The sequence below is a fragment of the uncultured Algibacter sp. genome (genome assembly GCF_947495675.1).
Taxonomy (GTDB): Bacteria; Bacteroidota; Bacteroidia; order Flavobacteriales; family Flavobacteriaceae; genus Algibacter_B.
In genome coordinates, this window is the sequence record NZ_CANLZX010000003.1 from 194,250 (window position 1) to 216,865 (window position 22,616).

General features: G+C 31.3%; 22 protein-coding genes. 18 read left to right on the forward strand and 4 right to left on the reverse strand.

The window, feature by feature from the left end:
• Nucleotides 1-211 precede the first annotated feature (211 nt).
• Nucleotides 212-2,053 carry a T9SS type A sorting domain-containing protein gene (locus Q0842_RS03480; protein WP_298494375.1) on the reverse strand — a complete coding sequence of 614 codons (1,842 nt, stop codon included), beginning with the start codon at nt 2,051-2,053 and terminating at the stop codon, nt 212-214.
• 106 nt (nt 2,054-2,159) lie between these two features.
• Here Q0842_RS03480 and Q0842_RS03485 point away from each other — a divergent pair, with 106 nt between their 5' ends.
• On the forward strand, nt 2,160-3,452 hold the full coding sequence (locus Q0842_RS03485; protein ID WP_298494377.1) for an aminopeptidase P family protein: 1,293 nt from the start codon (nt 2,160-2,162) through the stop codon (nt 3,450-3,452).
• A 55-nt stretch (nt 3,453-3,507) separates the two neighbouring features.
• On the opposite strand, the gene Q0842_RS03490 is transcribed toward Q0842_RS03485, so the two are convergent.
• Nucleotides 3,508-4,830 (reverse strand): aspartate kinase, encoded by a 1,323-nt coding sequence (locus tag Q0842_RS03490; protein WP_298494379.1) that lies wholly within the window; start codon nt 4,828-4,830, stop codon nt 3,508-3,510.
• 117 nt (nt 4,831-4,947) lie between these two features.
• Between Q0842_RS03490 and Q0842_RS03495 the strand changes: the two genes are divergently transcribed.
• Nucleotides 4,948-5,604 carry a hypothetical protein gene (locus Q0842_RS03495; RefSeq protein ID WP_298494381.1) on the forward strand — a complete coding sequence of 219 codons (657 nt, stop codon included), beginning with the start codon at nt 4,948-4,950 and terminating at the stop codon, nt 5,602-5,604.
• Here the strand turns inward: Q0842_RS03495 and brnQ are convergent.
• A complete protein-coding gene (gene brnQ, locus Q0842_RS03500) occupies nt 5,601-6,881 on the reverse strand; it encodes a branched-chain amino acid transport system II carrier protein (RefSeq protein WP_298494383.1) in 1,281 nt (426 codons plus the stop codon). The genes Q0842_RS03495 and brnQ overlap by 4 nt on opposite strands.
• Nucleotides 6,882-6,916: 35 nt before the next feature.
• Here brnQ and Q0842_RS03505 point away from each other — a divergent pair, with 35 nt between their 5' ends.
• The 3 genes from Q0842_RS03505 (at nt 6,917) to Q0842_RS03515 (ending at nt 8,343) form a co-directional block, all read left to right on the forward strand.
• Nucleotides 6,917-7,693 (forward strand): alpha/beta hydrolase, encoded by a 777-nt coding sequence (locus tag Q0842_RS03505; protein ID WP_298494386.1) that lies wholly within the window; start codon nt 6,917-6,919, stop codon nt 7,691-7,693.
• A gap of 61 nt (nt 7,694-7,754) precedes the next feature.
• On the forward strand, nt 7,755-8,009 hold the full coding sequence (locus tag Q0842_RS03510; protein ID WP_298494388.1) for a hypothetical protein: 255 nt from the start codon (nt 7,755-7,757) through the stop codon (nt 8,007-8,009).
• 73 nt (nt 8,010-8,082) lie between these two features.
• Nucleotides 8,083-8,343, forward strand: a complete 261-nt coding sequence (locus Q0842_RS03515; RefSeq protein ID WP_298494389.1) for a hypothetical protein — start codon at nt 8,083-8,085, stop codon at nt 8,341-8,343.
• A 9-nt stretch (nt 8,344-8,352) separates the two neighbouring features.
• Here the strand turns inward: Q0842_RS03515 and thiL are convergent, their stop codons facing one another.
• A complete protein-coding gene (gene thiL / locus Q0842_RS03520) occupies nt 8,353-9,399 on the reverse strand; it encodes a thiamine-phosphate kinase (RefSeq protein ID WP_298494391.1) in 1,047 nt (348 codons plus the stop codon).
• Nucleotides 9,400-9,482: 83 nt separating this feature from the next.
• Here thiL and Q0842_RS03525 point away from each other — a divergent pair, with 83 nt between their 5' ends.
• The 13 genes from Q0842_RS03525 to Q0842_RS03585 all read left to right on the forward strand — a co-directional run bounded on the left by Q0842_RS03525 (nt 9,483) and on the right by Q0842_RS03585 (nt 22,615).
• A complete protein-coding gene (locus Q0842_RS03525; RefSeq protein WP_298494393.1) occupies nt 9,483-10,985 on the forward strand; it encodes a choice-of-anchor B family protein in 1,503 nt (500 codons plus the stop codon).
• A 1-nt stretch (nt 10,986) separates the two neighbouring features.
• A complete protein-coding gene (locus tag Q0842_RS03530; protein WP_298494395.1) occupies nt 10,987-12,351 on the forward strand; it encodes a hypothetical protein in 1,365 nt (454 codons plus the stop codon).
• 22 nt (nt 12,352-12,373) lie between these two features.
• Complete coding sequence (locus Q0842_RS03535) at nt 12,374-13,144, forward strand: MbnP family protein (protein ID WP_298494397.1); 771 nt, start codon at nt 12,374-12,376, stop codon at nt 13,142-13,144.
• Between the two features lie 5 nt (nt 13,145-13,149).
• A complete protein-coding gene (locus Q0842_RS03540; protein ID WP_366941098.1) occupies nt 13,150-14,211 on the forward strand; it encodes a cytochrome c peroxidase in 1,062 nt (353 codons plus the stop codon).
• A 522-nt stretch (nt 14,212-14,733) separates the two neighbouring features.
• Nucleotides 14,734-15,063, forward strand: coding sequence for an iron-sulfur cluster assembly accessory protein (locus Q0842_RS03545; protein ID WP_298494399.1), 330 nt, complete (start codon nt 14,734-14,736; stop codon nt 15,061-15,063).
• A 14-nt stretch (nt 15,064-15,077) separates the two neighbouring features.
• The gene (sufB, locus tag Q0842_RS03550; protein ID WP_298494401.1) at nt 15,078-16,526 is read left to right on the forward strand and encodes a Fe-S cluster assembly protein SufB; all 1,449 of its coding nucleotides are present in this window, start codon (nt 15,078-15,080) and stop codon (nt 16,524-16,526) included.
• Between the two features lie 11 nt (nt 16,527-16,537).
• Nucleotides 16,538-16,960: a hypothetical protein gene (locus Q0842_RS03555; protein ID WP_298494403.1), complete on the forward strand. Its 423-nt coding sequence runs from the start codon at nt 16,538-16,540 to the stop codon at nt 16,958-16,960.
• Nucleotide 16,961: 1 nt separating this feature from the next.
• Entirely contained in the window at nt 16,962-17,714 is a 753-nt protein-coding gene (gene sufC / locus Q0842_RS03560; protein ID WP_298494406.1) for a Fe-S cluster assembly ATPase SufC, read from the forward strand.
• A 10-nt stretch (nt 17,715-17,724) separates the two neighbouring features.
• Nucleotides 17,725-19,038, forward strand: coding sequence for a Fe-S cluster assembly protein SufD (gene sufD / locus Q0842_RS03565; protein WP_298494409.1), 1,314 nt, complete (start codon nt 17,725-17,727; stop codon nt 19,036-19,038).
• Between the two features lie 147 nt (nt 19,039-19,185).
• Nucleotides 19,186-20,400: a cysteine desulfurase gene (locus tag Q0842_RS03570; protein WP_298494411.1), complete on the forward strand. Its 1,215-nt coding sequence runs from the start codon at nt 19,186-19,188 to the stop codon at nt 20,398-20,400.
• A gap of 172 nt (nt 20,401-20,572) precedes the next feature.
• Complete coding sequence (locus Q0842_RS03575; RefSeq protein ID WP_298494413.1) at nt 20,573-21,646, forward strand: zinc metalloprotease; 1,074 nt, start codon at nt 20,573-20,575, stop codon at nt 21,644-21,646.
• Nucleotides 21,647-21,728: 82 nt separating this feature from the next.
• Entirely contained in the window at nt 21,729-22,154 is a 426-nt protein-coding gene (locus tag Q0842_RS03580) for a hypothetical protein (RefSeq protein WP_298494415.1), read from the forward strand.
• Between the two features lie 38 nt (nt 22,155-22,192).
• Complete coding sequence (locus Q0842_RS03585) at nt 22,193-22,615, forward strand: SufE family protein (protein ID WP_298494417.1); 423 nt, start codon at nt 22,193-22,195, stop codon at nt 22,613-22,615.
• Nucleotide 22,616 lies beyond the last annotated feature (1 nt).

A 22,616-nucleotide genomic window follows, 5' to 3' on the forward strand; every position in this document is an offset into this window, starting at 1 on the left:
CGTTTACAATACTGAGGGAATGATTGCTTTAAGTTTATTTACGTTGAGCTTTAAACTTATGGACTATGCTGAAATGTTAAAATCGACAAAATACCAAATACTGAAAGTCTTCTATTACACAACAAACTTTGTCTAAAAAATTTATGCATACAAAAAGAGGCATTAATACAATATTGTATTAATGCCTCTTTTAAAAAACGAATAAAATAATTTATTCTACTACTATCTTTTTGGTTATAAAATTTACACCAGAATAAATATTTACAAAATACATGCCTTTAGAAGTGTTTTCTAAATTTATAGTGTTAAAATTTGAGCTATTTGAAACATCAATTTGAGATATTAATCTTCCACTAACATCATATATTTCTATTCTATCTAAACTATAAGATGGAGAATCAATATAAATTTTTTGTTTGGTAGGATTTGGATAAACAGAAACACTATTTTCTAAATTTATATCTTCAACACTAAGCTCACAATTTCCTGTATACTCTGTCATTGGTGAAATTGCTGGAGCACAAGAATGACTAAAAACACTTCTTGTTTGAACATCATTAGCTCCCGTAATACTATTGGTGTCTAGAATGGTGTTTATATTTTCTTCGCCTATTGAAAAATGCATAACATTACTTGTATTAATTACATGTCCCAATTGATGCCCATGTCCTAATTCATGTAATGCTACTGTTTCAAAATCAAACTTATTAGTAATATCTCCTGTTCCAAAATACCAATTTGTTTCTCTATCAAAAACAATATCTATATCTGTAACATACCAGACAATGCCACTACTACAAACACTCCCCGAAAAACCATAAGTACAAGTTCCCAGAATACCCGCATCGAGCTCACCATCAGTACCATCATAATCAAAAGAAATAATGTTTTCTGAAGTTGAAATAACACTAGTATTAGTAAATGTGTTACTAATTTCCCAATTTACTTTTGTTTCGCAACGCCAATTATTAAAAGCTCTTAAAAAAGCATCTGGAGCATCAGCATGTGTTAATTCATTAAAAAAATCATTTTCCATTATCCAAGTATATCCTCCAGATCCATTATTATTATGATGTTGTGTTTGATAAGATTTAAATCCATCTCCTACACCAAAATCACCAGACACATTTATTTCTGAATAACTAATTGACAAAACAGCACTAGAAGTATTACTAGAGCCCTCAGAATCTGTTACACGAATATTACCTGTGCCTGCAGTTCCATCTATATTATCATCATTAGACAAAATAACAGGTACCTCAACAGTTATTAAATTATCACTCCAGCTTAGAACATGAGTATCTAAAGCATCAAAAAATGGCGAACCTGCTGAATCAGAATCTCTAAAACCTACTTTACCTTGAGTTGACCCAAAACCGGAACCCTGAATTGTTAAAACAGAACCTGTCCCCGCAGAAATTGTAGTTGGCGAAAAAGTGATTCCTGTTGGTGTACTCGAACTCTTTTTCTGAGTTGATTTTTTAACTACACTATCAATATCAAAATTTGATACTATTTTATAATTTTTTTTAGTAACCTTAATTATATCTTCATATAATGTTGACTTAATACCTTTTCTTTCACTAAAAGGATTTGTAGCTATATCATCACTTAAATTATAATTATAGAAGCCTTGAACACCACTATACACTTTATAAGTTTTAGCACTAATTGTATTTGTTAAACCTATATTTAAATTACTTTCATTTAAAGTAAAAACACCTGTTAATCCTTTTCCTAATTTTAAGCCATGCGACACTATAAAAGCATTTAAACCTACAATACCTCCTTTAACTATGACTTCTATTTGCTTATAAGACTCCCCTTTAAAAACCTTGTAAACATCAATAGTATAAGCCGTATATATCATCTTATGATCTGCATCCCAAAATGATTTTTTTGCTATCACCTTTCCTTCAACAACTAAACTAGAATTACCAATTTGATCTTTAAGTGATATCTCTTTTAATGAAACCTGAGAAGAAACTGTAGTAATGCTCATAAAAAAAACCAATGCAGTAAAAATGAATTTAAATGGTAATTTGTTAATCATATTTTTAAATTTAAAAATTGTATTGAGGGATTATCAAATATAGGAAATAAAAATCTACTTTTTATTTATACATTTACATCAGTCGTAAAAACAAACTCAACTTAACATGAAATATTTACCAATAAATAAATCACTTTTTGAAAAAAACAGAGCAAAATTTAGTGCTAAAATGAAACCTAAAAGTTTAGCCGTATTTAACTCTAATGATATTTATCCAATAAGTGCAGATAGCACCATGCCATTTGAGCAACACAGAGATATTTTTTATTTAAGTGGTGTAGATCAAGAAGAAAGTATTCTTATACTTTTTCCTGATTGCCCAATTGCAAAACATCGTGAAATATTGTTTTTAAAAGAAACAAATGAACATATTGCCATATGGGAAGGTGAAAAGCTAACTAAAGAAAAAGCTTTTGAAACTAGTGGTATTAAAACGGTTTATTGGCTTCAAGACATGGAAAAAATCATGTTTGAAATCATGACACAATGTAACACAATTTACATTAATACAAACGAGCATTACCGCGCAAATGTTGAAACCGAAACACGCGAAGACCGATTTACTAAATGGCTAAAAAACAAATACCCTGCACATTCTGTAGCTAAGAGCAACCCTATAGTACAAGAATTACGATCTGTAAAAGAACCTGTTGAAATTGATTTGATTCAAAAAGCATGCGATATAACAGAAAAAGGTTTCCGTAGAATATTAGAGTTTGTTAAACCAGGTGTCTGGGAATATGAAATTGAAGCAGAATTTATACATGAGTTTTTAATTAATCGCTCTAAAAAGTTTGCTTACACGCCTATTATAGCTTCAGGAAATAATGCAAATGTGTTGCATTATATTGAGAACAATCAACAATGTAAAGACGGTGATTTGATTTTAATGGATGTAGGTGCAGAATATGCTAATTATTCAAGTGACATGACACGTAGTGTTCCTGTTTCTGGTCGGTTTTCTGAAAGACAAAAAGCAGTTTACAATGCTGTTCTTAAAGTTAAGAATGAAGCTACAAAAATGCTGATTCCTGGTACTGACTGGGCTAAATATCATATTGAAGTTGGAAAAATCATGACCAATGAATTATTAAACTTAGGTTTACTGGATAAAGCCGATGTACAAAATGAAAATCCAGAATGGCCAGCATATAAAAAATACTTTATGCATGGCACCAGTCATCATATGGGTTTAGATACTCATGATTATGGCATATTAACAGAACCTATGCAAGCAAATATGGTGTTTACAGTTGAACCAGGTATTTATATCCCAGATGAAGGTTTTGGGATAAGACTAGAAGACGATGTGGTTATTCAAAAATCAGGGGAACCTATAAATTTAATGAAAAACATCCCTATAGAAGTTGAAGAGATTGAAAGTATAATGAATTTATAAAATTAAAAGGGTCGTTTTTTAAACGACCCTTTTTGCTAAACACTAATATTATAATTTACAGAGTGACTAATTCAAATAAATAATTGTTTAGTTTTTGTAGTGTGTTAATTTTATCATTAGAATCTATTAATAAAGAAATATTATTGTTGCTTCCTCCATAAGAGATCATTCTAATTTTTACATCTTGCAATATTTGAAACAGCTTATAAGTATCTTGATGATTTACTACTGATTGTCCAACCAAACAAACTATACTTTGGTTCCTATCAACATCAATGGAAGCTATTTTTTCTAATTCTATTAATATTTTATCTAAGTTTTTATCATCATCAATTGTTAATGAAACCGCTACCTCTGATGTTGTAATCATATCAATAGACGTTTCATTGGTCGCAAAAATCTCAAAAACCTTCTTTAAAAAACCATGTGCCTGTAACATTCTAGCCGATTTAATTTTAATAGCAGTAATGTTATCTTTCGCAGCTATGGCCTTAATTCCGTTTTCTGAAGTGTTACTAGAAATTAATGTACCATCTGCATCTGGTTTCATAGTATTTTTTAACCTAACAGGAATACTGTCTTTCCTAACTGGTGTTACTGTTTGTGGGTGCAAAATTTTAGCTCCAAAATAAGCCAACTCCGCAGCCTCTTCAAAAGATAAATTTGAAATAGCTTTAGTGTTCTCAACATATCTTGGGTCATTGTTATGCATACCATCAATATCTGTCCAGATTTGAACCTCTTCAGCTTTAATTGCTGCCCCAATAATAGTTGCGGTATAATCACTACCACCACGTTGCAGGTTTGAAATTTCACCTTGATCATCAAGACAAATAAAACCTTGAGTTACATATATTTCTGAATCATCAGCTTTATCTAAAACACTTTTAAACTGAGTTTCTATATAACTGGAATCAGGCTCTTTAAATGCATCAATTCTCATAAAATCTAACGCTGGCAATAACGTTGAACTAATGTTTTCCTGTTTTAAATAGCTGTTAAACATATAAGTTGAAAGCAATTCACCTTGAGCTAATATTTTGTTTTCTAAAGTTTCAGAAAAGTTTACATCTGTACACTTTACTAACAATTCAAAAATACCAGAAACATAATTTTTAACATTAGTATTTAAAAACGTATCATTTAATAAATTATCAATAGTTACAAAATATGCTTCATGTAAGTTGTTTATCTTATCTATAGCATTGTTTGATTCACCTATCTTAATATCATTTGCAATGGCAACTAATTGATTTGTTGTACCAGACATTGCTGAAAGCACTACTACTTTCTTACTTCCGTCGTTAATTATATTTTTAACGTTACTCATGTTTTTAACAGAGCCTACAGAAGTTCCTCCAAATTTTAATACTTTCATTTTCACTAATTTGTATTACAAAACTATAACTCATTTACGAAACAACTATATTTTTAATAAAAAAAAGTTATTTTTACACAAATTGTTAAATAATTAACATTAAAGTTAGCGTAACACATGAAAACAGTATCAAACTGTGTTGAAGATATTTTAATAACTCAGCCTTATTTAGAAGAAGCACTATCTAGGAATATAATAAATTTTAGTGCCCTTGCCATAGAACTTGTAGAGCCTATAAGTAAAATGCTTAAAAAAGATGTAAAACCCGGAGCCATAATGATGGCATTAAGGCGTTATAATCCGCCAGTAACTTTGGGTAATTCTATTAAAATGAAACGAGTTATACAAAACCTTGGTGATATAACAGTTCGCTCTAATCTTACCGACTTTACTGTTAGAAATTCAACCACATTAATTGATAATCATGCCAAAATTCTAGAGCGTATTAATAAAGAAGACAAATTGTTTTATGCTTTTACACGCGGAATTCACGAAAGTAACATTGTAGTTTCAAGTAGTTTGAATGATTTTATTAATGAACATCTTGGAAACGAAACCTTTATTGCTGTACAAGAAAATTTATCTGCCATAAGCATTAACCTTCCTCAAGACAACTCAAAAATAGCAGGTTTATACTATCATTTTTTTAAACGATTAGCCTGGGAAGGAATTGTTTTATATGAGGTTTTATCTACTACTAACGAGTTTACAATTTTAGTTGAAGACGAATTTGTAGACAAAGCTTTTACAGCTATAAAAAAGGTTAAATCTTAATTACTTTTTATACTTTTTTCAAAAATATTCACCAATATAAAAGTAGCTATAGCAGGCATAACCCACCCTAAATTTTGGTGTGCTAAAGGAATTATTAATTTAATAGGTTCTAAATTTTCAGCAGGTATTACAAATCCTAAAAAATCTGGAATACTAAAAATAAAAGTTATTAAAACAACCCATTTAAACACAAGTGCTGATGCTAATTTTTCTGGAATTATATTTAATAAAATAAGTACAATACACAGCGGATAAATAAACATTAAGACTGGTAAAGCAATATCTATAATATACTTTACATCCATTTGCCCAATTCCTATACCAACTATGCAGCAAAAAATTGCAGTTAATAGATACGCATTTTTAAAGGTTTTAAAATAGGCTTTAAAAAAATCTGCAAAACTAACAATAATAGCTATGGCTGTTGTAAAACATGCTACAGCTATTAGAATACTTAAAAAGGTTGAACCAATTTCCCCTAAAGTTTTCACAGCTAGTCCAGAGAGTAAATCAGTTCTAGATATATTATTATCAAATTGCCCATTATAAAAAGCCCCTACTGCGATTAAACCTGCATAAACAATCAACAATCCAAACATGGCAATTAACCCAGATTTGGCAACCATTCTTTTTTTCTCAGTAAACGATAACACATTTTTAGAATTATTAATGGATACTAAAACAACACCACCCATAATGATTCCCGCCATAGCATCATAAGTCTGATAACCTTCCAGTAATCCACTTATAATTGGCAATTCAAAACTTGATGGATTCATCTTTGTTGCTGGAGAAAGAACACCAATAACAATTATAGCCAATACTATTAAAACAATTATTGGAGTTAAATATTTGCCAAGTATACTTAATACTTTATTTCTGTTCATTACAAAAACAAATACTAATACAAAATATACTACACTAGTAAGTAAAGAACTTGTACCAAAAAATGGTGCAATTGCCATTTCATGAGTAACTGCTGCGGTACGCGGACATGGCAAAGCAACCGTAATAGCAAATAGACAAAAACAAAAAATAAGGCTAAAAATTGGTGACACTTTTTTTCCAAAATCAAACATCGTACCTTGTAATCTAGCGTGTGCAAAAATAGCTAGCAAGGGAATTATAGTTGCAGATATTATAAACCCTAGAGTTACTAACCACCAGTCTGTCCCAGATTTAAAACCTAACAACGGCGGTAAAACTAAATTTCCTGCTCCAAAAAAGCCAGCAAATAAAGCAAACCCAAATACAAATGTTTCTTTAGTTTTATTCATGTTATGATTTTATCTTTGCCTAAGATAAATTAAAAATGATTTTAGAGCATAAGGGCATCAATATTTTTTATACTGATGAAGGTTTAGGAAATACAATTATATTACTTCATGGCTTTTTAGAAAATGCTTCTATGTGGAATCCTTTCATTGCTAAGCTTTCTCAGAAAAATAGAGTTGTTACTATAGATTTATTAGGACATGGTAAAACGGGTTGCCTTGGTTATGTTCATACCATGGAACTAATGGCTGAAACTGTTAAAGCTGTATTACATCATTTAAAAATAAACAAATCAACTTTCATAGGTCACTCTATGGGTGGTTATGTAGCACTTGCTTTTGCAGAAAAAAACCCAGAAGCTATAAATAGTTTATGTTTGATGAATTCTACTCCAAATGCCGATACTAAAGAAAAGCAAGAGAATAGAGATCGCGCCATTTTAGCTGTTAAAAAAAATCATAAAACATTTATTAGAATGGCAATTGGGAATTTGTTTAGTCCCGAAAACAGGACCATTTTTTCTGAAAAAATAAAAATTATTATTAAAGATGCACAGCTAACACCATTGCAAGGTATAATAGCTGCACTTGAGGGAATGAAAATTAGGAAAGACAGACAAATGATTTTCCATTCTGCTCCTTATAAAAAAATGCTAATTGTTAGTAAAAAGGACCCCGTTTTAAATTACAAACAGTTAATATCTCAATTAAAAAACACCAACATAAAAATAGTTGAATTTCCTGACGGACACATGAGTCACATTGAGAACGAATTATTATTCCTACAAAATATAGTGCATTTCATCGAAAATTAATAACTTTTTATCGATTTATTTGTTTTTTTTTGTATTTTTATATAAGCCAAATCAATAAATCATGAAAAAACCTACTTCGATCCCTAAATTATATTGTAATTTTTTTGGACATGATTATGAAGTTACTAAACGTGTAACTTATCATGTTAAAGAATATACTTGTAGACATTGTAAAAAAGAATTAACAACTAATAGTAATGGTAAATTAATAGAGCTTACTCCTAAATTTAAAGAGATAAACAATATCCTAGGTCAGATTCATACCTCAAGAACTGAACGTTTAAAGAAAAAAACTATCTCTTCGTCGATTTATTAACCACTTACTAACATAATAGTTTGGTTTTTAATACTTTTAAGGGTCTCTCTTAAATTAATTAATTTGAAATTAAATGAAAAACATTCAGTGCAAAGTATTTGGTCATGACTATAAAGTGACCAGAAACGTGACTTATCATGTTAAAGAATATACTTGTAAAAATTGTAAAAGAGAGCTTACTACAAGTGGTAATGGTAACTTAACCGAACTAACTCCAAAATTTAGAGAAATAAATGATGTTTTAGAGCGCATTCATCACAGACGTATAATGAGAATAAATTCTAAAAACCATAACACAAGCAACCTAAAAGAAATAAAATTACGTATTGCTTAGAGAGCGCGCTTAACTATTAAAGTTTTTCCATCCCTGAGCTTTTACAGGAATTCTTGTGTCTGCTCTTGTAACTAAATGAACACCTTCTTTTTCCTCTTTAATAAATCCTATAACTGTTAAATTAGGATTAGCTTTTATTTTAGGAAAATCATCTTGAGAAATAGTAAACAGCAATTCATAATCTTCACCTCCATTTAAAGCTACTGTTGTGCTATCAATATCAAACTCCTCACATGTTGATATTACTTGAGGATCTAAGGGAATTTTTTCTTCATAAATATCACAACCTACTTTGCTTTGTTTACATATATGAATAATTTCAGACGATAAACCATCACTTACATCTATCATTGATGTTGGCTTAACATTTAAATCACTTAATAATTTAACAATATCTTGTCTTGCTTCAGGTTTTAACTGTCTTTCAATTATATAAGAATAAATCTCTAAATCTGGCTGGCTATTTGGGTTTACTTTATATACTTCTTTTTCTCTTTCTAAAACTTGAAGCCCCATGTAAGCACCTCCCAAATCTCCCGAAACCACTAATAAATCATTTGGTTTGGCTCCACTTCTATAAACAACATTATCACTTTCTATTTCACCAATAGCAGTAACTGATATTAACAGACCTGTATTAGATGATGTTGTATCGCCCCCAATAAGATCAACATTATATATTTTTGTTGCTGTTTCAATTCCTGCATATAAATCCTCTAAAGCCTCTAAAGGAAACCTATTAGATACAGCAATTGATACAGTTACTTGAGTTGCTTTGGCATTCATTGCATACACATCAGATAAATTAACCATAATAGCTTTATACCCCAAATGCTTTAATGGCACATAACTTAAATCAAAATGCACACCTTCAATAAGTAAATCTGTTGTTACAACTACTTTTTTCTTATCGAAGTTTAAAACTGCAGCATCATCGCCAACACCTTTTATAGTAGAGTTTTGTTTTATTTTAAAATGCTTTGTTAAATGGTCAATTAATCCAAATTCACCTAAATCACTCAATTGAGTTCGTTGTTGATTTTTATCTTCTATCATATTGCAAAAATAAGAACCTATATTTGTTTTTACTATCTTTATACTAAAACTAAACCTATTTAGTTATAATATTAAAAATTTATATGAAATTTCTACGCCCTTTTTATGCTATTTTAATAGTATGCTTTTTTATTTTCAACACTCAATCTTGCAATGACGAACCTGTTGAAATTATTCCTATTGTTGATACTGATAATGATGGGATCGAAGACAATCTAGATAACTGTCCTACAGTAGAAAACCCAAATCAAGAAGATAGTGATAACGATGGTATAGGCGATTTATGTGATATTGAAACAAATGCTGCTGATTCTGATAACGATGGTATAGCAGATAGTGATGATAATTGCTTAGAATTTGCAAACCCAAACCAAGAAGACCAAGATAACGATGGTATTGGAGATTTATGCGACCCGGATTTTAATGACCCTAACACACCATTAGCCAAATGCGAAGATGGTTTTGCAGGCATTTATCCTTGTAATGATTATGATTTAATGGCGCATGTTCCATTGAATATATTTGGAGCTGCAGAAGGGAATGATTGTTGGGGCTGGACTGATAGTACAACTGGTAAAGAATATGCTTTAATGGCTACTTCGCACAATACATCATTTATAGATATAACAAAGCCTAACGAACCTATTTACTTAGGCAACCTTCCAACGGCAACAACAAGTAGCCCATGGCGTGATGTTAAAGTTTATAAAGACCACGCCTTTATTGTTGCAGATTGTAGTTTTGGCGACCCTACTTGTAATGACGATCATGGTATGCAGGTATTTGATTTAACACGTTTAAGAAATGTACCTAACCCACCTGAAACATTTAATGCTGACACACATTTTACCGAATTTGGTAAAGCTCACAATATTGTAATTAATGAAGATAGTGGTTATGCGTATATAGTTGGAGCCAATAGAAGTTCCACTTATGCAGGCGGACCCATTTTTATAAATATTCAAGACCCTAAAAACCCTGTTTCAGAAGGTGGCTTTAAAGAAGGTGGTTATTCTCATGATGCACAAGTTGTAACTTACAATGGTCCAGATACTGATTATTCTGGTAAAGAAATTTTAATTGGCAGTAACGAAAATGAAGTTGTAATTGCCGATGTTACAGATAAATCTAGCCCAAAAATTATTTCAACTATTAGCTATAGTAATGTGTGGTATGCACATCAAGGTTGGTTTTCTCAGGACATGAAATATTTTATTTTAGGTGACGAACTTGATGAGTTTAGAGCTGGTGGAAATACAAGAACTATTGTTTTTGATTTTACAGATTTGGATAATCCTGCCTTTCATTTTGATTATTTTGGTACTAGTGCAGCTGTAGATCATAATGGTTATGTTAATAATAACACTTATTATTTTGCAAACTACAGAGCTGGTGTACGTATGTTAGATATAACAAATATTGGAAGTAGCTCTTTTACTGAAGTTGGTTATTTTGACACATACCCAACTGATAATGCTACAGAATTTAATGGAGCTTGGAATGTTTACCCTTATTTTAACAGCGGAAATATAATAGTAAGCGACATTGAAAGAGGGTTGTTTGTTATTAGAAAAAGTGGTACTTAAAATGTATACTTACACTAAAAAACACATATTAACCCTAAGTCTCTTTTCTGTTATTTTTTTAGTTGTTAATTGCTCTAAAAATGACGATAATAATAAAGACTCATTTGAAACTGTTGATATTGATTTTGTTAGAACCTTGGGTGGAACTAAAAACGAAAGCGCACAATCTGTAATAAAAACTACAGACGGTGGTTATGCTATTTTTGGTTATACACAAAGTATGGATGGAGACATTATTAATAAATCAAATGAATCCTTTGACTATTGGTTGCTTAAATATAATCAAAACGACGAACTTCTATGGCAAAAAACCTATGGAGGAAGTGAAGATGATAGAGGCAACGATATCATTCAAACTTTTGATGGCGGCTATGCTATTATGGGCTATAGCAAAAGTAATGATAGCAATGTTTCAGAAAACAATGGGGCACATGATTTTTGGGTTTGTAAATTAGACACATCCGGAAATATTTCATGGGAAAAAAATTTTGGTTTCTTAGGTGCAGATATTGGCAATGCTATAATTCAAACAAAAGATGGTGGTTTTCTTTTAATTGGTGTTATAGATGTTTCTGCTTCTAATGGAGAAGGCAATAGTAAAAGTATAAATTCAAAATCTTCAAAAATACAGCATGCTGGTGGCGATTATTGGGCAATAAAAATAGATGCATTTGGTAACAAACAATGGAGCAGATATTATGGTGGCACATTTACTGATACACCTTATGATGTAACTCAAACAGAAGATAATGGGTATTTACTTGTAGGTTCATCTGATAGTGGAGATGTAGATATTAATAACAACAAAGGCACTTACGATTTTTGGGTTTTAAAAATATCTGAAACAGGCACAATATCTTGGGAAAAATCTTTTGGAGGTTCACAAACCGACGAAGCCAGAGCTATTGCAAAATCAAACGATGGTAACTATATTATAGTTGGCGACACTAGAAGCAATGATTTTGACGTTACTATAAACAAAGGCGCAGCAGATTTATGGGTTATTAAAATATCACCTACCGGGAGTCTTATCTGGGAGAAGACTTATGGTGGTAATAGTTTTGATGCTGCACGTTCAATTTCTAAAACCCAAAATGGCGATTTTATTATTTCTGGAAGTTCTAGAAGTATGGATGGAGACTTAGCAAATAATAATGGACAAAATGATGGTTGGGTAATAAAAATTGACACTAATGGCGCATTAAAATGGCAACAATCAATTGGTGGCTCAGAAATTGATTTTGCTTATGATGCTGTAGAATTAAACAATAAAAGCATCATCATAGTTGGTGACTCAAACAGCTCTAATTTAGACATTACAGACAATAAAGGCTTCTCAGACTTACTTGTTTTTAAATTAAAATAATCGCTTAAAATAGCAATTAAAAATGAAAAGAATAATCCCCATATTAATGATTTTATTAATAACTTTTTCTTCGTGTCACGAAGACAATGATGATAAAATAACATTAGCAAATGTAACCTTTAACTTCAGTCATAATTGGGATGGTACATCTGTTACAAATTCTGATTTTAACAGCATTAAATTTACAAATGAAAAAGGCAACCAACTAAGTATTGAAAGATTAAGGTACCTAATATCAAAAATCACCTTTTACAAATCTGATGGAAGCATAACTGAAATAGATGGCTATAATCTAGTAGATGTTACAAATAATGAGAATTTATCTTTTTCTCCAGCAGCATTTATAACAACCGGTTCTTATAATGACGTTACTTTTACTTTTGGATTTAATAATGAAGACAACTCAAAAAACTATACAGATTTAAACACTGCTTCATGGAATGTCCCTGAAATGCTTGGTGGTGGTTATCACTATATGCAATTTGATGGTAAATTTTTAAATGGTTCAAATGAAGAACAAGGATTTAATTATCATGCTATTAGAGCAGCAGACAACCCTGGCGAAAACCCAACCTTTCCACAAGATACTTTTTTTAATGTAAGCCTTGGCGCTATAACAATAGCAAGCAACACGACATTTAATATTGAAATGAATATAGCCGAATGGTTTAAAAACCCTAACACTTGGGATTTAAATGCTTTAAACCAAATGTTAATGCCAAATTCATCAGCTCAAATCATGATGTATGAAAATGGTCAAAATGTATTTAGTTTAAAATCTGTTAATCAATAATCATTTTGAAAGCATGGCAACTACATATTATTTGTTTCATACTTTGTTTCTCTTGTGAAAACGAATCGGTTGAGCAATATGTAGCAACCCCTAGCCCTCTTAACATACCTAAACTATTTGAAGACAATATTTTAGCTCCAATAATTCCGACAGACAACCCACTAACAATTGAAGGTATTGCTTTAGGGAAAAAATTATTTTTCGATCCCATTTTATCTTCAAATAACACACAAGCCTGTGCAGACTGTCATAATCCAGAAAATGCATTTACAGATTCCAATAAATTTAGTGAAGGTGTTGAGGGTGTTTTAGGAAACCGAAACTCAATGCCTCTTTTTAATTTAGCATGGAATTACGATGAGAAATTCTTTTGGGACGGCAATACATTTAGCTTAGAACACCAAGCTTTTGTACCAGTATCTGACCCTATAGAAATGAATAGTAACTGGACAGAGGTTGAACAAAAACTACAACAACACTCAGAATACCCCGTTTTATTTGAACAAGCTTTTGGAGTTTCAAAAATAGACTCAACACTTATAACAAAAGCTATTGCGCAATTTGAACGCACTCTAATTTCATCAAACTCAAAATTTGATAAACATCTTTTAGGCAAAGTAACTTTAAGCCCAGAAGAACTTAATGGTTTCAACATTTTTATGAACGAAGCTAAAGGCGATTGTTTTCACTGTCACGGAAGTGATAAAAATCCACTTTGGACAGACAATCTATTTCACAATAATGGCTTAGATGAAACTTTCTCAGATTTAGGTTTAGGCACTATAAGTGGAGATCCTGCAGATAATGGAAAATTTAAATCACCATCACTAAGAAACCTTGCATTTACGGCACCGTACATGCACGATGGCAGGTTTAAAACTTTAGATGATGTTATAAATCATTATAGCGAAGGTTTAAAAAACTCCCCTACCATAGACCCTTTAATGAAAAAAGTAGCACAAGGAGGCGTAGGTTTATCAAATCAAGAAAAAAACGATTTAAAAGCCTTTTTATTATCATTATCAGATTATGATTTCATAAACAATCCAAACTTTATAATAGAATAATACTACAAAAAATAGTGTATTTCGTCGAAAATAATATGATTTTTGTCTAGGATTTTATAATTTTTTATAAATTTATCCCAGTAACTATTCAAAATATGAATCAAAAAATACCATCAAACATTTTTTGCACAACTTATGGGCATAATTATTTTCGGTTGAGTCATGCAAATGCTAACACTCCTGAGTTAATTTGTAAATGTTGTAAAGGTTATTTTAAATTTGAAAATGATGGTTCAATATCACCCGTTTCAAACAAAGAGAACGAAAAATTCTCATCACTTCTCTACAAAAAAAAGATCGCTTAAAACAGCAAAATCAACCCTTTATTAATCACAAAAGCTAGAGGTAACAACGCTTAATTGTTTACTAATTAAACGATAAGAAAAACCTATTAAACTATATGCTAATATAATGTTAGGTTATTCGACTTTTAGTGACTTATATTGTATATTTGTGCTTTATTTAGAAACTGTCTTAATAAAAAGCATTAATTCACAACTAAATTTAATAATAAAATTAATTATGATAAAAGTCTCTGAAACAGCTAAGAAGAAGGTCGTTGAACTTATGGCCGATGATGGCTATAACGCTTCTACAGACTATGTACGCGTGGGAGTAAAAAGTGGAGGTTGTTCTGGTTTATCTTACGATTTAAAATTTGACAAAGAACAACAAGAAGGTGATAAACTTTTTGAAGATAATGATATAAAAATCATAGTTGATAAAAAAAGCTTTTTGTACTTAATTGGTACAACACTAGAATACTCAGGAGGTTTAAACGGAACAGGTTTTGTTTTTAACAACCCTAACGCTAACCGAACTTGCGGGTGTGGTGAATCATTTTCATTATAAAATAAGAAATTAATATGTCGAAGTATACCGAAGATGATTTACGCGAAGAATTAAAAACCAAAGAATATGAATATGGGTTTTATACTGATATAGAATCTGATACTTTTCCTAATGGTTTAAATGAAGATATCGTTCGTGCTATTTCTAAAAAGAAAGAAGAACCAGAATGGATGACCCAATGGCGTTTAGAAGCTTTTCGTGTATGGGAAAGTATGATTGAACCTGAATGGGCTAATGTAAACTACAAAAAGCCAGATTTTCAAGGTATTTCATACTATTCTGCACCAAATAGCAAACCTAAATACGATAGTTTAGATGAAGTAGATCCAGAACTTTTAGCGACTTTTGCTAAACTGGGAATTTCTATCGACGAGCAAAAAAAATTAGCTAATGTCGCTATGGATGTTGTAGTAGATTCTGTTTCTGTTGCAACAACCTTTAAAAAGACATTAGGTGAAAAAGGCATCATTTTCATGAGTATTTCTGAAGCTATTAAAGAGCATCCAGAACTTGTAAAAAAATATTTAGGAACTGTTGTCCCACAAAAAGACAATTTTTATGCAGCTTTAAATTCAGCTGTTTTTAGCGATGGATCTTTTTGTTACATTCCAAAAGGAGTACGTTGCCCAATGGAACTATCAACATATTTTAGAATTAACCAAGCAGGAACAGGTCAATTTGAAAGAACTCTAGTAATAGCTGATGAAGGTAGTTATGTAAGTTACCTTGAAGGTTGTACTGCGCCAAGTCGTGATGAAAACCAATTACACGCAGCAGTTGTAGAATTAATTGCTCTAGATGATGCCGAGATAAAATACTCAACAGTACAAAACTGGTATCCTGGAAACGCTGAAGGTAAAGGTGGTGTTTTCAATTTTGTAACCAAAAGAGGATTGTGCGAGAAAAACGCAAAAATCTCTTGGACTCAAGTTGAAACAGGTTCTGCAGTTACATGGAAATACCCAAGTTGTGTATTAAAAGGAGATAATTCTGTTGGTGAATTTTACTCGATTGCAGTAACTAACAACTATCAACAAGCCGATACTGGAACAAAAATGATTCACTTAGGTAAAAACACGAAGTCTACCATTATCTCAAAAGGAATTTCAGCCGGAAAATCTCAGAATAGTTACCGAGGTTTAGTTCAAATTAACTCAAGAGCAGATAACGCACGTAATTTTTCACAATGTGATAGTTTATTAATGGGTAATGAATGTGGTGCTCACACTTTCCCATACATTGAAGCTAAAAACAAAACTGCAAAAATAGAACACGAAGCAACAACTAGTAAAATTGGTGAAGATCAAATTTTCTATTGCAATCAACGTGGTATCGATACAGAAAAAGCTATAGCATTAATAGTTAACGGCTTTAGTAAAGAAGTTTTAAACAAACTTCCTATGGAGTTTGCTGTTGAAGCACAAAAATTATTAGAAATAAGTTTAGAAGGTAGTGTTGGATAAATTAATAAAAAATGAAAAAAGTATTAATTCTACTTGTATGTCTCACAGCATTTTTAAGCTGTAAAGAAGAAGGCAAATCTCAAAAATTAGAAGAAACAGTCGTTAATGATGATTCTTTGAAAACAACAAAACAAAATGATGGCTTAACACATTTAAAAGGTGAATTTGTGTATTATGATGGTGCTGCCGTTTTACAAACAAACGCCGAAATTTATGGTGTTTTAATTACAAACAAATTTGAAGAATTAAACAAACAAGCTCAACAATACAAAACAGAACCAACAGATATGGTTCAAGTTGAAATAAGAGGAAGAATTACAAACGAAAAAGACGATAAAATTCTTTGGGAAAACAAGGTTGAAATAGTAGAAATATTAAATGTTAAACCAAACCCAAAAAAAGAAAACAACGTAATAAAACTAGGAAATCAATAGTATGTTAAAAATAAATAATTTACACGCAAGTGTTGAAGGCAAAAGCATCTTAAAAGGTATTAACCTTGAAGTAAAAGCAGGCGAAGTTCATGCTATAATGGGTCCTAATGGTTCTGGTAAAAGTACATTAGCATCTGTAGTTGCAGGAAAAGAGGAATATGAAGTAACTGACGGAAACATGGTTTTTGATGGTGAAGACATTGAGGAATTGGCTGCAGAAGAACGTGCTCATAAAGGTGTGTTTTTATCCTTTCAATACCCTGTTGAAATCCCTGGAGTTTCTGTAACAAACTTTATGAAAACTGCAATTAACGAAACACGCAAAGCAAAAGGCTTAGAAGATATGCCTGCTAAAGACATGCTTAAAATGATTCGCGAAAAATCTGAATTGTTAGAAATAGACAGAAAATTTTTATCTCGTTCTTTAAACGAAGGGTTTTCTGGTGGTGAAAAGAAACGTAATGAGATTTTTCAAATGGCTATGCTTGAACCAAAATTAGCCATACTTGACGAAACAGATTCTGGTTTAGATATTGATGCACTTCGTATTGTTGCAAACGGTGTAAACAAACTTAAGAGTAAAGACAATGCTGTTATTGTTATAACACACTACCAACGTTTATTAGACTATATAGTTCCTGATTTTGTTCATGTACTTTATAATGGTAGAATTGTAAAATCTGGCGGTAAAGAACTAGCACATGAGTTAGAAGAAAAAGGATACGACTGGATTAAAGAAGAAGTGAACGCTTAATAACAAGCAAATGGATTTAAAAGAAAAATTAGTATCATCATTTTTAGCACTAGAGAACACAGTTGATGTTGACAGCTACGTACACGATGTAAGATCTGAAGCTATTAAAACATTTGAAGAAAAAGGATTTCCTTCAAAAAAGGAAGAAGACTGGAAATATACTTCTTTAAACAGCATATTAAAAGAAGATTATAGTGTGTTTCCAAAACAAGAAAACGCGCTAGAATTTAAAGATGTTAAAAAGTATTTTATACATGATATAGATAGCTACAAAATCATCTTTATTGATGGTAAGTATTCTTCGCATTTATCACAAACCACTCATGATGGTATTGATGTTTGCTTGATGTCTGCAGCCTTAAATAAACCAAAATATCAATTGATTATTGAAAACTACTTCAATAAAGCTGCAGAAAAAGATAGTTTATCTTCTTTAAACACAGCATTTTCAAGTGAAGGCGCCTATATCCATATTCCAAAAAATAAGGTCGTAGAAAAACCCATTCAAATTCTACATTTCTCAACAGGAAATGAAGCTGCAACTATGTTACAACCACGTAACTTAATTGTTGTTGATGAAAATTCGCATGTGCAAATTATAGAACGTCATCATAGTTTAACAAACAATCCTGTATTAACAAATAGCGTTACCGAAATTTTTTGCAACAAACGTGCTATTGTAGATTATTACAAAATACAAAACGACAATAAATACGCTTCATTAATAGACAATACGTTTATTAAACAAAAAAGAGAAAGTCATGCATCTGTACATACGTTTGCTTTTGGTGGTAAATTAACACGTAACAATTTAAACTTCTATCAAGAAGGCGAACGTATTGATTCAACTTTAAAAGGAGTTACTATAATTGGTGACAAACAACATGTAGACCACAATACTTTAGTACATCATATAGAACCAAATTGCGAAAGTCATCAAGATTACAAAGGTATTTTTGACGACAATTCAACTGGAGTTTTTAACGGAAAAGTAGTTGTAAATAAAGAAGCACAAAAAACCAATGCCTTTCAAGCTAATAATAACATTTTAATAAGCGATAAAGCATCTATAAACACCAAGCCGCAATTAGAAATTTTTGCCGACGATGTTAAATGCTCTCACGGTTGTACTATTGGACAATTGGATGAAAGCGCTATGTTTTATATGCGTTCGCGTGGTATTCCAGAAAAAGAAGCCAAAGCATTATTAATGTTTGCCTTTAGTAATAACGTGTTAAGTTCGGTTAAAATACCAGAATTAAAACAACGTATTACCAAAATTATTGCCAACAAATTGGGTGTAAATATTGGTTTCGATTTATAGGTTATTTGTTATTCCCTTGAAATTGGGAATTTCATAAAAACAAGTGTAATTATTAATTTTTTGAAGCTATTTCCCGCTATTCATTCTATCTTTTTTTGATAAAATCAAAAATGGATGCCATTACTATCGGGGCTAGACATAACAATTATGTTCAACGTAGAAGAAATAAGAAAAGACTTCCCCATTCTTTCTCGCAAAGTTAATGGCAAACCTTTAGTGTATTTTGATAATGCTGCAACCTCCCAAACACCACAACAGGTTATTGAAGCTATTGTAGATTATTATTCAAATTATAATGCAAATATTCATCGAGGTGTACATACTTTAAGTCAAGAAGCAACCGATTTATACGAACAAGCACGACATAAAATACAAGCACATTTTAATGCTAAATTCTCGCACGAAATTATATTTACATCAGGGACAACTCATAGTATTAATCTTGTTGCAAATGGATTTTCATCTATATTAAAAAAAGGAGACGAAATTATAGTATCTGCTTTAGAGCACCATAGCAATATAGTACCTTGGCAAATGCTATGCGAGCGTACTGGTGCTTCTTTAAAAGTAATACCAATGAATGAAGATGGTGAGCTTATCATGTCTGAATTCGATCAATTACTATCAACTAACACCAAACTGGTATTTGTAAATCATATTTCAAACGCATTAGGAACTATAAATCCTATTGAATATATTATTGAAAAAGCACATCAAGTTGGCGCTGCTGTTTTAATAGATGGCGCACAATCTGCACCGCACATAAAACCAGATGTACAAGCTTTAGATGTCGATTTCTATGTTACTTCCGCTCATAAAATGTGTGGTCCAACAGGTGTTGGTATGCTTTACGGAAAAGAAGCGTGGTTAAATAAACTTCCACCATACCAAGGCGGTGGCGAGATGATTGCAGAAGTAACCTTCGAAAAAACAACATACGCTGATTTACCACATAAGTTTGAAGCCGGAACACCAAATATTTGTGGTGGTATTGCTTTTGGCGTAGCTATAGATTATATGAATGGTATTGGCTTCAATACTATTGCAACTTATGAAAATGAGCTACTTGAATATGGTACAACACAACTTTTAGCTATAGATGGCTTAAAAATTTATGGTACCTCAAAACATAAAACTTCAGTCATTTCTTTTAATCTAGATGGTATTCATCCTTATGATGTTGGTACTATATTAGATAAATTAGGTGTTGCCGTAAGAACAGGACATCATTGCGCACAACCTATTATGGATTTTTATAAAATTCCAGGAACAGTTCGGGCTTCATTTTCATTTTACAACACTAAAGAAGAAATTGATACTTTAGTTGAAGGTGTTAAGAAAGCTAAAATGATGTTGTCTTAAATTCTTATTGTGTTATTTTACTATTTCTATAATTTGGAACAATTTATTTTGTTAAAAATATAACACCGTTCTGCTTTTTGTCGAATAATTAACAATTTTTTTGTGAAATTATTAAAATTTTTACAAAAATATTTTATCTTCAGCATCGACTAATTCAAATAATTAATAAAATATGAAAAAAATTCTTTTAGGTATGGCTGCCTTAGCCTTACTATTCACAGCTTGTGATAATGACAAAAATGAAATTATTGAAGATCAATCTGTAAAAGTTGATATGAGCGACTTTTATGTTTACACAGATACATCCAATGACATACTTTCAAAATCACCAAATAGTAAAAACAAGGTAAAAACATGCCACACCATGCATGTTTTAAACAAACAACTTGATGCTAATCCAGGTCTTGCAAAAAAGATGTATGATATTGAATACCACACAAGAAGTTTTATTGCTGCTAAAGGAAAACCAACCAAACCAGGAAATGGAAACGGTGGTGGAAATGGCGGCGGAGGCGAAGAGCCAACTCCAGATAACTTAGGTGTTATTAATATTCCAGTTAATGTTATTGTAGTTTATAGCAACTCTAATGAAAATATTAGTAATGCTCAAATAAGTTCACAAATTGCCGTTTTAAATGATGATTTTAGAAAAGCAAATAACGATATTAATCAAGCACCTACAGAGTTTTCTAGTGTAGCTGCAGATAGTGAAATTACATTTACGCTTGCAAATACTTATAGATATGCTAGTTCAAATACGTCTTGGGGTACTAACAATGCTGTAAAGAATGCTTATCCTCCTGTATCTCCAGAAACTCATTTAAACATTTGGGTTTGTAATATTGGTGGAGGTATTTTAGGTTATGCACAATTTCCAGGTGGTAATTTATCTACCGATGGTGTAGTTTGTTCACCTCAATACTTTGGTTCTACAGGATATGTTCAAGCGCCATTCAATAAAGGAAGAACAATGACTCACGAAGTTGGACATTATTTAAATTTACGTCACATTTGGGGCGATGGCAGATGTAAGCAAGACGATTTTGTTTCTGATACGCCATCATCAGATGGACCAAATTATGGTTGCCCATCATATCCAACTGTTAATTGCAGATCAACTGATATGACAATGAATTATATGGATTATGTTGATGATGCTTGTATGTATATGTTTTCTGAAGGTCAGAAAACTAGAATGAGAGCCATTTTTGCTTCTGGTGGTGCTAGAGAAAGTATGCTTCCTTAAAAAAGCTTTAATATAAGATTATTTAAAAAGACGCCTATTTTGGCGTCTTTTTTGTATTATTAAACTAAACTTAACACATCACATGAAAACCATATTCTTACTTTTTTCAATACTTCTAATAAACCAAGATTGCTCAACGAAACTCAATCAAATAGAAACATCCATTATTTATACTGAAAGTAGCAGAGCGTATTACTTTCAAGTAATTGTGGAAAATGACATTATTTCAATAATAAAACAAAGAGGTGCCAATCCAGTAGTTAAATCATGCCCTGAAGCATTAAAGAATGCATTATTATTAGAACTAAATAAGCTAGATATAAAACAACTTCAAAACTTTGAGCCACCTTCAGTAAATCACCAATTTGATGGTGCGCATATAGCTAATCTACAGGTAATAAAAAACAATAAAACATATCAATCTAAAAACTTTGATCACAACAACCCACCTACAGAAATTGTTACAATAGTTAAAGAAATCTTATCAATTGTCGAAAACATTGAATAGCAACAATTCTTGTTGTATTTTTGTATAAAATTGGAACTATGAGTATTGAAGAGATTCAAAATGAAATAATAGACGAATTCTCAATGTTTGAAGATTGGGAAGAACGTTATCAATATATGATTGATTTGGGGAAAGATTTACCCTTAATTAACGACCAATACAAAACAGACAGTAACATTATTAAAGGTTGCCAAAGTAAAGTTTGGGTACATGCAGAAATGAAAAATGATAAAATAGAGTTTACTGCCGATAGTGATGCCATAATTACTAAAGGCATTATAGCCATATTGATTCGTGCATTTTCTAATCAGCATCCAAAAGACATTATTGATGCTAATACTGATTTTATAGACAAAATTGGTTTAAAAGAGCATTTATCACCAACACGAGCTAACGGGTTAGTAAGTATGGTAAAGCAATTAAAAATGTATGCTATAGCATACCAAACACAATTAAATTAAA